This window comes from Paenibacillus farraposensis (assembly GCF_020736845.1).
Classification (GTDB): domain Bacteria; phylum Bacillota; class Bacilli; order Paenibacillales; family Paenibacillaceae; genus Paenibacillus; species Paenibacillus farraposensis.
The window spans coordinates 122314-136583 of record NZ_JAFFQR010000105.1; the positions used below are offsets into that span (position 1 = coordinate 122314).

Below are 14270 nucleotides of genomic sequence, written 5' to 3' on the forward strand. Positions count from 1 at the left end.
AATGTCTGTGCATCTACCCCGCGTTCCTGGCGAACGCGGGTTTTTTTAGATTATAGAATGGTTCAGCGGAGCTAAACGATTTTATAATGGCAAGAAAAACTTCCGCTAAACGCGGTCGGCCTTCCGTGAAAGTACGCCGGTAGATGTTTTTCTTATGTACGATTAACCATTATATAGGCAGGTGCATAACAATATATGAAGTCAATGATGTAAAAAGGTGGGGAGGGAACAAAGATGAAAACCGGCGCTCGCTGCAAAGCTGTGATGGCTGCGGCACTGCTCGGATTGCTGCTGCTCAGCGGGTGCGCACCCAAAGGGGAGCAGATGACTGAGGTAAGACTGGGTGAGGTAGCCCGCACGGTCTTTTATGCGCCGCAGTATGTAGCCTTAGGTCAGGGGATGTTTGCTCAGGAGGGACTGGATGTCCAGCTGGTGACGATCCCCGGTGGTGATAAGGCAATGACGGCATTGCTGTCCAATCAGGCGGATATCGCACTGATTGGTGCGGAAACATCCATTTATGTGTATCAGCAAGGGGCAGAGGACCCTGTTATTAATTTTGCCCTACTGACACAGAAGGACGGAACGTTTCTGTTTGCTCGTCAAGCACAGGCCAGCTTTGGCTGGGAACAGCTGCAAGCGCGAAATTTTTTAGGGCAGCGCAAGGGTGGAATGCCGCAAATGTCGCTGGAATTTGCGCTGCGCAAGCATGGCATTGATCCTCACAAGGATTTGAAGCTGATTCAAAATATTGATTTTGCCAATATTGCCTCTGCCTTTGGCTCCGGTACAGGGGATTATGTTCAGTTATTTGAGCCCCAGGCCTCTATTTTTGAAAAGGAAGGCCGTGGAAGTGTAGTTGCCTCCATTGGTGTGGAGAGCGGCGAGCTGCCATACACGGTATATATGGCCAAACAAAGTTATCTGAACACCAATGCAGGTACCGCGCAAAAATTTACAAACGCTGTATACCGGGCACAGCAGTGGATTGCTACACATTCACCTGAGCAGATTGCCGAAGCGATTGCGCCCTATTTCAAGGATACAGAAGCGGCGATTCTGACGAGCAGTATCAAGCGTTACAAGGAACAGGGCACTTATGCTTTGAACCCGGTCATTGAAGCTAAGGAATGGGAAAATTTGCAGGCGGTCATGAGCTCGGCGGGAGAATTGAAAAGCCCGGTTGCACTGGATAAGCTGGTGAATTCGAGCTTTGCACAGCAGGCGATTACATCACATGCTACTGAAAGCGCCGACTCGCCTGCAAAAGCAAGTACGACCGGGGATACGACTGCAGGTGCCGGCACTGGAGGTTCATCATGATCGGGAACCGGGGCTGTACCCCTTTAGATGCAACCATCCCGATGGTGAGGCTGGAGCAGGTAACGCATGTGTATGTAACGGATCGCGAAGCTTCCCTGGCGGTTGAGAATATCAATTTTTCGGTGGCGGCAGGGGAGTTCGTCAGCTTGGTCGGTCCGAGCGGTTGCGGCAAAACGACGATTCTGTCCATGATCGCCGGGCTGCTGCGTCCAGCAGCAGGGCAGGTATTGCTGCAAGGCCGGTCCGTAAGCGGCCCGAGCCCGGAGGTCGGCTATATGCTGCAGCAGGACTATCTGTTTCCGTGGCGGACGATTATGGATAACGCCTTGCTGGGCCTGGAGCTGGGCAAGCGGGTGGATGAGGCTACACGCGAACGGACACGGCTGCTGCTGGATAGCATGGGTCTGGGAGGGAAGGAGCATCAGCATCCGTCCCAGTTGTCCGGGGGAATGCGCCAGCGTGTGGCGCTGGTGAGAACGCTGGCAACCAATCCGGGGCTGCTGCTGCTGGATGAGCCGTTCTCTGCGCTGGATTATCAGACCAAGCTGCAGCTGGAAGACCTGATTGCCGAAACCCTGCGTGTGCGGGGCAAGACGGCTATTTTGGTGACACACGATTTGGCTGAGGCGATTGCGGTCAGCGACCGGGTCATCGTGCTGGGTCGTAACCCGGGCCATATCCGGCGCACCTTCGATATTCCGGAATCCATTCGGGAAGCTCAGCCTTTTTATGCGCGCGAGCAAGCGGGCTTTAATGAGCTTTTTCATGAAATATGGGGTGAATTGGAGGCTTCGGGAGCAAAGGAGTGAGTTATACCATGGGGGACGAAGCTCAGCTGCTTGAGCAGCGCTGGATACAAGAATTGCATCGGGAGTATCAGCGTGACAGGCGTTCTCAGCAGCGGTTGGTAATAGGTGTACAGATAGCTATTTTATTGCTTTTATTTGTATTATGGGAAATTGCGGGCCGATTAAAATGGATTGATGTGCTGTTGTTCAGCTATCCGAGCAAAATATTTGCTCAGATTGGCAAGGATGTGGTCAGTGGCGAGCTATGGGGGCATGTCGGTGTTACGGTTGGGGAGACCGTGGCCGGTTTCTTACTTGGAACGCTGCTTGGCACACTGCTGGCTGTACTTATTTGGTGGTCACCGTTTTTGTCAAAGGTGCTAGACCCTTATATGGTTGTGTTCAACAGTATGCCGAAGGTGGCACTGGGTCCGATTTTTATCGTTATGTTTGGAGCAGGATTTACTGCGATCCTCATGACAACCCTCTCGATTACCGTCATCATTACGACACTGGTTGTATACAACAGCTTTCAGGAAGTCGATAAGAATCTGATCAAGGTGGTTCGAACGTTTGGCGGATCACGGCGCGATACGTTCCAAAAGGTGATTTTACCTGCATCCTTTCCTGCTATCGTCTCTACGCTGAAGGTGAATGTCGGCATGGCATGGGTTGGCGTAATTGTCGGTGAATTTCTGGTCGCCAAAAACGGGCTTGGCTACCTGATTATTTATGGTTTTCAGGTATTCAATTTTACGCTGGTGATGTCCAGTCTGCTGATCATTGCCGTCGTAGCTGCACTGATGTACCAGGCGGTCGTATATGTGGAGCAGCGTCTGTTGGCTGGTCGTCCTCAACGCTAAAAATAAACCGCGGGGCATTTGTTTAATACGTTAAAATAAAGTACCATGAAAATGAAATTACTTAAAATTTATGAAAACGGGCATTTTGCATAAATCCAAAGTGCGATTTTGAGCATTAGGAATCGAATGATGCAAAATACGAAACAGATTTTCAGCTAGAGGGGACAGAATTTTTTCATGGGCTTTCGAACAATTAAAACGGCTATTGCTGCACTAATGGCTGTACTCATTGCAGACGGTATTGGCATTCATGGAGCTACCTCGGCAGGGCTTTTGGCTATTTTGGGGGTGGATATCACACGCAAGAGAAGTCTCCGTACCATTTCGGCGAGATTTTTTGCATCGGTCGTGGGGCTTCTTTTTGCCTGTGTTTTATTTGTTGTTTTCGGATTCCATGATTGGGTCCTGGCATTATATATTTTGACGGCGTTCCCGGTCATTGTGCGGGCGGGCTTTAAGGAAGGGATTGTCACGGGATCGGTTGTCGTATTCCGTGTATTCAGCGGCGGTATCATTGATATGGAGGTGCTTCTGACTCAGCTGGCTTTGTTAGTGATTGGGCTGGGCTCTGCCATGGTCGTCAATTTGGCTTATATGCCACGCTCCGATAATACGATGCAGCAAATTCGGCAGGAGGTTGATCGGACGTTTTCCGTCATATTCCGAAGCATGGCCAATACGCTGCGCAGTCCGGCTTACATATGGGATGGCAAGGAAGTTATCGAAGCGAACAGCATCATTGCCAAGGGGGTAACCGAAGCGGGGCGTTCATTGGAAAATCAGATGCTCCGTCCCCAGGAAGGATGGAATGTATATTTTTACATGCGTAGGGAGCAGTTGGATTCGATTCAAAATATGATGCAGTTGATTGCGCAAATGTATCAGCATATGCCGCAGGCCAAGCTTCTGGCGGAGCTGTTTGACCAGCTTAGCCATGATGTTTTGGCCGGACATTATACGGGCCAGACCGAGAAGCTGCTGGAACAGGTTCGTGAGGAATTTAGAGGAATGGAGCTTCCCGCGACACGGTCGGAATTCGAGATCCGTTCGGCACTATTGCAGCTTATGCATGAGCTGTATCAGTATTTGAAAATTGCCAAAAAGGACAAGGCCCCTACTCCGGTGAAGAACTAGAGTAAAGGCCTTGAACAGCCGCTTTTTAATCGCATTGGCAAAAAAATTATGCTGACAGATGCCGGACGGCGTCTGCTTCCCTATGCGCAGGAAATTTCCAAGATGAATGCTATGGCCAAGGATGCGCTTTGTTCAGAGACGGAGCTAACGGGCACGCTGAGAATTTGAGCACCAGAGTCGCTGGCTGCTTTTCGATTGCCAGAGCTGATACGAGAGTATAGAGAGTGGTATTCCAAGGTTAAAATGGTGCTCAAACCCGGCGAATGCTGGGAATTGCGCGATATGGTCCGTTCTGGCGAACTGGATTTGGCTTTTTGCTTCAGCCTGAGACGGAAGACAGGGAGCTGTATGTGGCGACGCTCATCCATGAACCGATGGCATTGGTCGCACCGCTCAAGCATCCGCTGGTTGCTTATACAAGGGTAGAGCCCGGCGACCTCAAGGATGAAACCATTTTGAATACAGAGTCCGGCTGCACTTACCGTATACGGTTTGAGCAGTATTTGAATAGACATGGTATTTTTGCAGACCCGAGTCTGGAGTTTTGGAGAATTTAAGCGATCAAGCAATGTGTCATGACTGGTTTGGGGATTGCGCTGCTTCCTCTGATTACGGTACAAAATGAGCTGCGTGAAGGAAAAATGGCACGCCTGGCGTGGGATGACAGTGAGCAGCAGGTGACTACCCAGATCGCTTATCACACGAAAAAGTGGAAATCTCCGGCACTTAGTGAATTTTTACAGATATTAGAGCAGCATGTGGCACATTGGCGTGAATGAGTTCAAGCCATTGCAGCATATGCTTATACAAATAATATTTTTTCCTTTTCGCCTATTCACTCAACATTCGCCCACAACCTGCATACATATGTATGGAATGATTGATTGTATGGAGGAGGTTCAAGAATGGCATTAGGTCATAAAAATCGTAGAGAGATTATTACTAAAGCGATCTGTGGAAAAGGTCGCAGATTCTCTACCGTAACCCATACCGTAACTCCGCCCAATAGTCCGACCAGTATTTTGGGGGCATGGATTATTAACCACCAGTATGAAGCTGTGGCGGCCGGGGACGGCATTGAGGTCGTCGGGACGTATGACATCAATATTTGGTACTCATACGATAAAAACTCGCAGACCGATGTGGCTAAGGAAACGGTGTCGTATGTAGAACATGTGCCGCTTTCGTATCTTGATCCAAAGCATCGGGCATCTACAGTGGAAGTATCCGCCGAAGCTACACAAGAGCCGAGCTGCGTGGAGGCGAGTGTAACTTCTGGGGGCGGCAGCGTAATGATCCGGGTCGAGCGGGAATTTGCGGTGGAGCTGGTAGCGGAAACGAAGATTGTAGTGGAAGTATTCCCGTATGGCAGCAGTGAGGATTTTGACAAGGATTATGATTTTGGAGCGGAAGAGGGGGACTATGAGGAGCTCGACCCCGACCTCATTGACGACGAGCTCTGATGGGAGTACCCAAAAAGAGGGCCGCTTTACTCTTTGCGCCGGCTGATTTTCGCGCAGGGGGCAAAGGCCCTCTTTTTTTATGGCGATGCGGACCTGATCCATACGTCATCTTACGTGCAATTCGTAGGGAGGGATATGTGATGCAGCAGCCGGGACAGGCGCTCAGACGTTTTAGACAGATGACAAATGAGGAGAAAAAGCGTAGACTTGAGCGCTCGGGTATATCGGTTCGTTGGATGGATGACAGTATAGCAGATTTTGCGATAGGCTATGCCGTGGAAATCTATCAACTGCAGGTGCTGGAAATTCGAAGACGTACCATTGAAAGGCGTTCTGACGTCCGTACATACGATCCGCCTGCATTGGATTGTCATTCACAGCTCTATACCCGGATGGAGCGGCTGGCTGTGCGTACGCTGTACACGCTTGGTTTGGACAGCGGTGAGGTGGTGCTGACTCTGCTGGGAGAGCGCAGCTGTCAGGTACGCGATATCGCGGCACAGCCATGGCTTAACGATAGACGTTTGGGGGCGTTGTACGAAGCTGCGGCGCGAAAAGAAGAGGTGCAGGAGGAAGAGACTCTGACGGAGCGGGGGACAACTGAACTGCTGATCGGGATGGACCCCGAATTTCTGCTGGTTCGGATGCCTGAGGGGAGGATTGTTCCCGCCTCAAAGTATTTGGGCCGCATCGGCGTGGCAGGCTGCGATGCCGTATCGCGCCGGGGGCGAACGCTCTATCCCGTGGCTGAACTGCGTCCTGCACCGGGTGGCGATCCGGTCCGTTTGCTCAAGCATTTGCGGCAAGCTTTTGCCATAGCAGCCCGGCGTATTCCTGACCAGACGCTCATCTGGCAGGCAGGCGGGATGCCGCAACCCGGTTTTCCGCTGGGCGGACATCTGCATTTCAGCGGGATTCCACTGAACGGGCCGCTGCTGCGGACGCTGGACAACTATTTGGCGCTGCCTTTGGCGCTGCTGGAAGATAAGCGCGCGGCCAAACGCCGGCCCCATTACGGCAATTTGGGTGATTTTCGTCGTCAATCGTATGGTGGCTTTGAATATCGAACCCTGCCCAGCTTTCTAGTCTCACCTCAACTGGCGAAAGGCGTGATAGGAATGGCGTTTCTTATCGCAACTCAATATCTGCGTTTGCAGTGTAGCCCGCTAGATGGGGAGAAGATTCATCAAGCCTTTTATGAAGGGAATCGAAGTGTGCTTAAGGAGTGTATAGAGCCCCTTGTTACGGATATCGTTTCACTGGAGGTGTATCCGCAATATGAAGCTTATGTCGGGCCTTTGCTGGAAAGTCTCCGCAAGGGGAAGCAGTGGGATGAATCACGGGATCTGCGCCGGTTCTGGAAGCTTTCGTAAATGTTGCTGGTGACACTAAGAAGGATGCTTCATGTTATCGACTTTTATTTTTGCTATAATGTAAAGTAATACAAGTTTTAACGGAACAATCTGTGGAGGTTGTGAATAATGGCGAAATATACACCGATGATCGAGCAATATTTATCCATAAAAGAGCAGGCTAAAGATGCATTTTTGTTTTTCCGCCTGGGAGATTTTTACGAAATGTTTTTTGATGATGCTATTCTGGCATCTAGGGAGCTGGAAATTACACTTACTGGTCGCGAAGGTGGTGGCACGGAAAAAATTCCGATGTGCGGCGTGCCTTACCATTCGGCGGAAAATTACATACAGCGCCTTATTGAGAAGGGATATAAGGTGGCCATTTGTGAACAAATGGAAGACCCCTCAACCACGAAGGGAATGGTGCGGCGGGATATTGTCCGCGTTGTGACACCGGGTACAGTCATGGAAGGCAAAGTGCTGGGTGACAAGTCTAACAATTACATGGTCTGCGTTACGGAAACGGATGGGATGCTGGCACTGGCGGCATGCGACTTGTCAACAGGTGAGCTGTATGTGACCTCTGTACCGGATTCGAAAGAATGGCTGCTGGATGAAATCAACATTTATGAGCCGTCCGAAATGTTAGGGGACGGTCATCTGCTCGATTTTGTGACATCCCGTATGTCTCCTGTTGGACGGCGTATTGTGTATACGGCTTGGGACAAATCCAAGGATGATCTTGTGCGGGAGCAATTTGGCGAAGCTGCGTGGGCGAGACTTACAGAGGAACGCAGGCTGTGTGTATCGCGTCTGATTTCTTATTTAAATGAAACGCAAAAAAGATCGCTCGGCCAGTTAACCCAAATCTCGGTGTATGAGCCGAATCATTTTATGATCCTGGACCCGTTTACCCGCCGGAATCTGGAGCTGGTAGAGACAGTTCGCGAACGCTCCAAGAAAGGCTCGCTGCTGTGGCTGCTGGACCGGACGGAGACATCGATGGGAGCGCGTCTGCTGCGTCGCTGGATCGACAAGCCGCTGCTGAACAGCAATATGATCGAAGAACGGCTGGAGGCGGTGGACAAATTATACCACCAGTTCATTTTCCGTGAAGATGTGCGTGCCCAGCTAAAAGAGATTTACGATCTGGAGCGACTGGTGGGGCGAATTGCCTTTGGCAGCGCCAATGCACGCGATCTGATTGCCCTAAAGCTGTCGTTGGCCCGGATTCCTGGCTTGCGCAAGCTGTGCGCGGAGTCGCCTTCACAGACGCTGAGACGGATTGCACAAAACCTGGATAGCTGTGCAGATTTGTGCGCATTGATCGATGAGGCGGTGGCGGAGGAGCCGCCGATTTCCGTAAGAGACGGGGGAATTATCAAGGAAGGCTATCATCAGCGCCTGGACGAGCTGCGCGAGGCGAGTGTGAACGGCAAACGCTGGATTGCCGAACTGGAGGCTAAGGAACGTGCAGCAACCGGCATCCGGTCGCTCAAAATCGGATACAACAAAGTGTTTGGTTATTACATCGAAGTGACCAAATCCAATTTGAGCTCATTGCCGGAAGGGCGGTATGAACGCAAACAGACACTGGCCAATGCAGAACGGTATATTACACCCGAGCTGAAGGAAAAGGAATCATTGATTTTGGAAGCCGAGGATAAAATGGTCGATCTGGAGTACATGCTGTTCTCTGAACTTCGCAGTAAACTGAACGCTGAAATTCAACGTTTGCAAAAGCTGGCAGAGCAGGTGGCCGAAATTGACGTATATCAGTCCATGGCATCCGTTAGCGCGGAGCGCGGCTTCGTGAAGCCTGAACTGACAACAGGATACGATTTTGTGATTGAGCAGGGGCGGCATCCCGTTGTGGAAGCTGTAATGAAAGATGGCAGCTTTATCGCCAACGCTACCGCACTTGAAGAGGCAGATGCACATATTTTGCTGATCACCGGCCCGAATATGGCGGGTAAAAGCACGTATATGCGTCAGGTTGCGCTGATTGCCATTATGGCTCAAATCGGTTGCTTCGTTCCGGCTGCACGTGCCAAAGTGCCGATGCTGGATCGCATTTTCACACGTATCGGTGCGGCGGATGATCTTATCGGCGGGCAGAGTACATTTATGGTGGAGATGGCTGATATCCAGGTGATGACAGAAAAGGCAACACCACAAAGCTTGATCATTATTGATGAACTGGGACGTGGTACGTCCACCAGCGAAGGCATGGCGATTGCGCAGGCCGTCATTGAATTTGTCCATGACACTATCGGCTGCAAAGCGCTGGTATCTACGCATTTCCATGAGCTGGCTCATTTGGAACAAACGCTGTCCTCGCTGCGGAATTACTCCATGGCAGTACAGGAAAGCGGTGACAAGGTGAATTTTCTGCGCAAGCTCATACAGGGGGCAGCCAGCAGCAGCTATGGCATTTATTGTGCCCGGCTGGCAGGCTTGCCAAGCAACATTATTGAACGTGCAAATGGACTGCTGCATGGATTTGAGCATGCGGCAGCTCAGGTAACGGCAGGCACTGAAACAGCAGCGGGTGCGAAGCAACAAGCAGCTCATCATGCATATTCGGGGATAGATGCTGATTCTTCTTTGAACGGGAGCCATTCAGGCCAGATGTTGCGAGAAAAAGGGGGAGCTCCAGCCGGGCAAGCCCAGACTTTATCGCAGCAAGCTATGCTTGTAAAAGAGGCTACTGTACAAGCTGGGGAAGACTCCCCTGTGTTAGAGCGGGAAGCAGCCGAAGTGATCCAGCTGTCTATTTTCGGAGAGCAGGAGCTTGCCCCGGTCAAGCCTCCGTCAGAGATGGCCGAAACGAATCCGCTTGTACGGCAAATTTTACGAAAGGTGAAAAATGCGGATGTCATGAACATGACCCCCTTGCAGGCCATGCAGCTGCTAAATGAATTGAAAAACAAGGCCAACGGCCTGTAATAACATACATGACGGGATTAATTTTTCTGTTTCATCACAACTTAAAGTCAGGAGGAGGCTAAAAGGATGTCTAAAATTCGGGTGCTGGATGAGCATATTGCGAACCAGATTGCTGCCGGCGAGGTTGTGGAGCGTCCGTCCTCCGTCGTGAAAGAACTGGTGGAAAATGCGATTGATGCAGGCGGTACGCGTGTGGATGTATGGGTTGAAGAAGGCGGACTGCAAAGTATCCGGGTTACGGATAACGGAAGCGGCATTGAGTCTGAAGACGTGGAAACGGCATTCTATCGACACGCGACTAGTAAAATTGGACATGGCCGCGACCTGTTTCAGATTACAAGCCTCGGTTTTCGAGGGGAGGCGCTGCCGAGTATCGCCGCTGTATCCAAGGTGGAACTGCTTACGGCAGCCGGAGATGACGGGCGTGCTCGTAAATTGGTCATTGAAGGCGGCAAGCTGGTGCTTCACGAGGATGCAGCCGCTCGGAAGGGCACGGATTTTACCGTGCGGGAGCTGTTTTATAATACCCCGGCACGGTTGAAATATATGAAAACGATCCAGACGGAGCTGGGACATATTTCCGATGTCCTGTACCGGATGGCGCTCTCGTACCCTGAAATTGCCTTTACCTTGCGGCACAACGGCAATTCATTGCTTCAAACGCTGGGCAATGGCGACTTGCTGCAGGTAATTGCTGCTATTTACGGAACTTCTGCGGCGAAATCCATGCTGCCGCTGGAAGGAGAGAGCCTCGATTACCGTATTAGCGGCTTTGTCAGTCGGCCGGAGTGGACCAGATCGAACCGGAATGCGATCTCGACCGTCGTGAACGGCCGCTTTGTGCGCAGCTTCGGGCTGAATCAGGCGCTGCTTAAGGCATATCATACTTTGCTGCCGATCAATCGTTTTCCGCTGGCAGTGATCCGGCTGGAGATGCATCCTTCTTTAGTGGATGTTAACGTGCATCCCGCCAAGCTTGAGGTGAGGTTCAGCAAGGAAGCCGAGTTGTTTCAACTGGTTGAGGATTCGATCAAAGCTGTGTTGGGACAGCAGGTGCTGATTCCGAATGTAGTCAAGCGCGAAATCGGCGGCAAGGATAGTGGCTCGTTCATACAGGAGCAGTTCTATTTTTCGAAGGGACATGATACTGGATATAGCACGGGAAATGAGCCGGAAGACAGGGTTTCTTCCGGTAAAGAACAGGGGCAGGCACAGCCGCTTTCCGATTCGTTACTAAAGAGAGGGGAACTGGGCCAATCCAATCGCTTGAGCGGGAATGAAGCCAATCGTAAGGCTAGTCCGGTGGGTCAGCAGCGGCCGTATAAGGAAGGCGTTTCTGCTGTGAACCGGGCAGGCGCTCCTTCAGGTGCGAGCATCAGCGACGAGGAATTGAATGCCAATTTTGTGGCTGAGAACGATGGGCAGAAGCTGCAAGGGAATGAAGCGGCAATGAACGCATCTTGCGAATGCAGCGAAGGAGTTCAGGAAACGGCCGCTTCTGCTGTCTATCGCGCTACTGCGCCTCCGAGTACAGGAAACGCGATGGACTCGCGCTATTTGGCAGACGAGAAGCAGCGTCAGCCACGGCTGAATGCCGGGCAACTGTCAGCGGTGGCTGGTGAAGCCCCCTCGCTGCCGGCTTTTCCTGAGTTGAACTTGATTGGTCAGCATCACGGAACTTACCTGATTGCGCAGAACGAGCAGGGCTTGTATTTAATTGATCAGCATGCTGCCCATGAGCGGGTCAATTACGAATTTTATTATGAAAAATTCGGCAATCCCGAGGCTGTATCGCAGGAACTGCTCCTGCCGATTACACTGGATTTCACGCCTTCCGAGACAGAAAAATTGAAAACGAGACTACACTGGTTTGAACAGGCAGGGGTGTATTTGGAGCATTTTGGTGGTCAAACCTTCCGTGTCAGTTCGTATCCTTACTGGCTTCCCAAAGGGGAGGAAGCGGATGTTATTGAGGAAATGGCCGGATGGGTGCTGGAGGAAAAAGCGATTGATCTTGCCAAGCTCCGCGAGGCAGCCTCCATTATGTGCTCTTGCCGCGCTTCGATTAAAGCCAACCAGAAGCTGACTGATCGACAGGCGGTTGTATTGCTGGAACGATTGGCAGCCTGCAAACAACCATACACTTGCCCCCATGGGCGGCCCATTGTCGTTTCCTTTTCCGTGTATGATTTGGAAAAAATGTTTAAAAGAGTAATGTAAGGGAGTATAAATGAATATGTTGCAGGATCGGGAAAGCCATTTAGAAGAAAGACAGGCGAAGCTTCGTGAGAAACAAGCGGAGTTACTGATAACGACGGGAGACTCCCCTGTGCCTGAGATTGTGCGGCGGGCGCAGCTGCTTGCTGCCGAGCTGGGTGTAATGTACGCCCCCCGTCGTGGGACATCAGTTGCAAAGCTGCTTGCTGCTTACGGAGTGCATCAGGCACTGGTACTGGTGCAGGGCGGAGCGAGGCTGATAAGCCAAGCCCAACCAGCGATGGTTTTTCACCCGAGTATGGGCTTCATTCGTGCCAAGCGGGTATTAAAGGGTGAACCTGACCCGATGCTGACTGCCGCCAGACTCGTTCCGGGTGATATCGTGTTGGACTGTACCGCAGGGCTCGGAACGGATTCGCTTTTGTTTGCTATTGGAACGGGAAGTTCAGGACAAGTAACGGCTGTGGAAAGCTCTTTCCCCGTCTATGCTTTGATCAGGGACGGAATGAGGCATTACCGCTCCGGTAATTCTGCGGTGGATAAAGCCTTTTCCAGCATTGATGTTCGTTTTGGCCATCATCTGGACTATTTGCGCAGCTTGCCGGATCGCAGTGCAGATATTATTTATTTTGACCCGATGTTTCGCGATCCGCTGCTTGATTCCAGTGCAATCAGCCCATTGAGAGGGTTGGCCAATCCAGACGCGCTAGATCAGGAAAGCATTGTCCAAGCCAAGCGAATTGCACGGAAAACAATCGTATTGAAGGAGAAACGGGGCAGCGGGGAATTTGCCCGTCTCGGCTTCCGTGTGGAGCAACGGGGCACAACGAAAACAGTGTACGGAGTGATTGATATTGACAGCGGCACCTAAGCCTAAACTACTTGTTCTTGTTGGCCCGACTGCAGTCGGCAAGACGAAGCTAAGCATTGAGATGGCACGACAATTTGACGCGGAAATTATTTCCGGTGATTCCATGCAGGTGTACCGTCATATGGACATTGGAACAGCCAAAATTTCCAAGCAGGAAATGCAGGGAATCAAGCACCATTTGATTGATATTCATGAGCCTGAATACCCATATTCAGTAGCTGCATTTCAGGAAGATTGCCGTCGTCTCATACCGGAAATACATGCCAGGGGGAAATTGCCTTTTATCGTAGGCGGAACGGGGTTATATGTGGAATCTGTCTGCTATGAATACCGGTTTTCCGAGGTGGGTGCTGATGAAGCATTTCGTCAGGAACAGCTGGACTATGCAGAGCAGTATGGGGCCGAAGCGCTTCATTCGCGGCTGAAGGCGGTTGATCCTGAAAGTGCGCTTCGCTTGCATCCGAATGACCTTCGCCGGGTCGTTCGAGCATTGGAAATTTACCATGTTAGCGGAACGACACTTAGCTCGCAATTAGCCAGTCAAAAAAAGGAATCTCCATACCAACTGTGCATTGTAGGTTTGACAATGGATAGGCAAATGCTTTATAAACGTATTGAAGACCGAATCGACGGGATGCTCGATCAAGGGCTTGTTGCTGAGGTAGCCTCCTTAATGGAACGGGGAGTGCGAAGCGATGCCATCTCCATGCAAGGTCTAGGCTATAAAGAGATATCCTCCTACCTCCGGGGAGAGGTGTCTTTGGAAGAAGCGGTGACTTGGCTAAAACGGGATACGCGTCATTTTGCGAAGCGACAGCTCTCGTGGTTTCGCCATATGAAGGATATCCAGTGGGTAGATGTCACTGATCTTGGAAATTTTTCTGCTCATGCAGCCCAAATACATGAAATGATAGCAGGAAAGTTCCAGACAGACCTTGAATATACTTCAAAACAATCCAAATGATTATTGGGGGTACGGCTAAAATGAACAAGTCTATTAATATCCAGGATACGTTTCTGAATCAATTGCGTAAGGATTCTATACCTGTTACGGTATACCTTATCAATGGATTCCAGGTACGGGGAACGATTAAGGCATTTGACAACTTCACAATTGTTATCGACTCTGATGGGAAACAGCAGCTGATCTACAAGCATGCGATCTCTACTTTTACACCACAACGCAATGTATCGCTTGTTCAGCAACAGGATAACATCAGCGATAACTGATTAGGACCTGACAGTCGCCGGGGTAGATGAAACTTTTCAAGCGTCCGTCTCGTCTAACTGTATAGGAATGTGACCGG

11 protein-coding genes and 1 pseudogene are annotated in these 14270 nt (G+C 50.8%); all 12 read left to right on the forward strand.

The features are described 5' to 3' along the window. Positions 1-234 precede the first annotated feature (234 nt). Entirely contained in the window at positions 235-1323 is a 1089-nt protein-coding gene (locus JO375_RS16955; RefSeq protein ID WP_229525571.1) for an ABC transporter substrate-binding protein, read from the forward strand. Continuing rightward, positions 1320-2132 (forward strand): ABC transporter ATP-binding protein, encoded by an 813-nt coding sequence (locus JO375_RS16960; RefSeq protein WP_229525572.1) that lies wholly within the window; start codon positions 1320-1322, stop codon positions 2130-2132. Before JO375_RS16955 ends, JO375_RS16960 begins: the two co-directional genes overlap by 4 nt. 8 nt (positions 2133-2140) lie before the next feature. Next, on the forward strand, positions 2141-2974 hold the full coding sequence (locus JO375_RS16965; RefSeq protein ID WP_229525820.1) for an ABC transporter permease: 834 nt from the start codon (positions 2141-2143) through the stop codon (positions 2972-2974). Positions 2975-3151: 177 nt separating this feature from the next. Further along, entirely contained in the window at positions 3152-4108 is a 957-nt protein-coding gene (locus JO375_RS16970) for an aromatic acid exporter family protein (RefSeq protein ID WP_229525573.1), read from the forward strand. 9 nt (positions 4109-4117) lie between these two features. Then, a pseudogene (locus tag JO375_RS16975) lies at positions 4118-4887 on the forward strand (LysR family transcriptional regulator substrate-binding protein); the annotation flags it as partial. Positions 4888-5013: 126 nt separating this feature from the next. Further along, complete coding sequence (locus JO375_RS16980) at positions 5014-5571, forward strand: outer spore coat protein CotE (RefSeq protein ID WP_229525574.1); 558 nt, start codon at positions 5014-5016, stop codon at positions 5569-5571. 140 nt (positions 5572-5711) lie between these two features. Further along, on the forward strand, positions 5712-6944 hold the full coding sequence (locus tag JO375_RS16985; RefSeq protein ID WP_229525575.1) for a putative amidoligase domain-containing protein: 1233 nt from the start codon (positions 5712-5714) through the stop codon (positions 6942-6944). A gap of 108 nt (positions 6945-7052) precedes the next feature. Beyond that, positions 7053-9875: a DNA mismatch repair protein MutS gene (gene mutS, locus JO375_RS16990; RefSeq protein WP_229525576.1), complete on the forward strand. Its 2823-nt coding sequence runs from the start codon at positions 7053-7055 to the stop codon at positions 9873-9875. A 66-nt stretch (positions 9876-9941) separates the two neighbouring features. Continuing rightward, complete coding sequence (gene mutL / locus JO375_RS16995) at positions 9942-12095, forward strand: DNA mismatch repair endonuclease MutL (RefSeq protein WP_229525577.1); 2154 nt, start codon at positions 9942-9944, stop codon at positions 12093-12095. Between the two features lie 16 nt (positions 12096-12111). Continuing rightward, complete coding sequence (locus JO375_RS17000; RefSeq protein ID WP_229525821.1) at positions 12112-12963, forward strand: class I SAM-dependent methyltransferase; 852 nt, start codon at positions 12112-12114, stop codon at positions 12961-12963. After that, positions 12947-13927: a tRNA (adenosine(37)-N6)-dimethylallyltransferase MiaA gene (miaA, locus tag JO375_RS17005; RefSeq protein WP_229525578.1), complete on the forward strand. Its 981-nt coding sequence runs from the start codon at positions 12947-12949 to the stop codon at positions 13925-13927. The genes JO375_RS17000 and miaA overlap by 17 nt, the downstream gene beginning before the upstream one ends. 20 nt (positions 13928-13947) lie before the next feature. Continuing rightward, positions 13948-14193 (forward strand): RNA chaperone Hfq, encoded by a 246-nt coding sequence (hfq, locus tag JO375_RS17010; protein ID WP_229525579.1) that lies wholly within the window; start codon positions 13948-13950, stop codon positions 14191-14193. Positions 14194-14270: the final 77 nt, after the last annotated feature.

Coding starts and splice junctions, on each gene's coding strand:
- JO375_RS16955 (WP_229525571.1), top strand. CDS start 235: ATGAAAACCGGCGCTCGCTGCAAAGCTGTGATGGCTGCGGCACTGCTC.
- JO375_RS16960 (WP_229525572.1), top strand. CDS start 1,320: ATGATCGGGAACCGGGGCTGTACCCCTTTAGATGCAACCATCCCGATG.
- JO375_RS16965 (WP_229525820.1), top strand. CDS start 2,141: ATGGGGGACGAAGCTCAGCTGCTTGAGCAGCGCTGGATACAAGAATTG.
- JO375_RS16970 (WP_229525573.1), top strand. CDS start 3,152: ATGGGCTTTCGAACAATTAAAACGGCTATTGCTGCACTAATGGCTGTA.
- JO375_RS16980 (WP_229525574.1), top strand. CDS start 5,014: ATGGCATTAGGTCATAAAAATCGTAGAGAGATTATTACTAAAGCGATC.
- JO375_RS16985 (WP_229525575.1), top strand. CDS start 5,712: ATGCAGCAGCCGGGACAGGCGCTCAGACGTTTTAGACAGATGACAAAT.
- mutS (WP_229525576.1), top strand. CDS start 7,053: ATGGCGAAATATACACCGATGATCGAGCAATATTTATCCATAAAAGAG.
- mutL (WP_229525577.1), top strand. CDS start 9,942: ATGTCTAAAATTCGGGTGCTGGATGAGCATATTGCGAACCAGATTGCT.
- JO375_RS17000 (WP_229525821.1), top strand. CDS start 12,112: ATGTTGCAGGATCGGGAAAGCCATTTAGAAGAAAGACAGGCGAAGCTT.
- hfq (WP_229525579.1), top strand. CDS start 13,948: ATGAACAAGTCTATTAATATCCAGGATACGTTTCTGAATCAATTGCGT.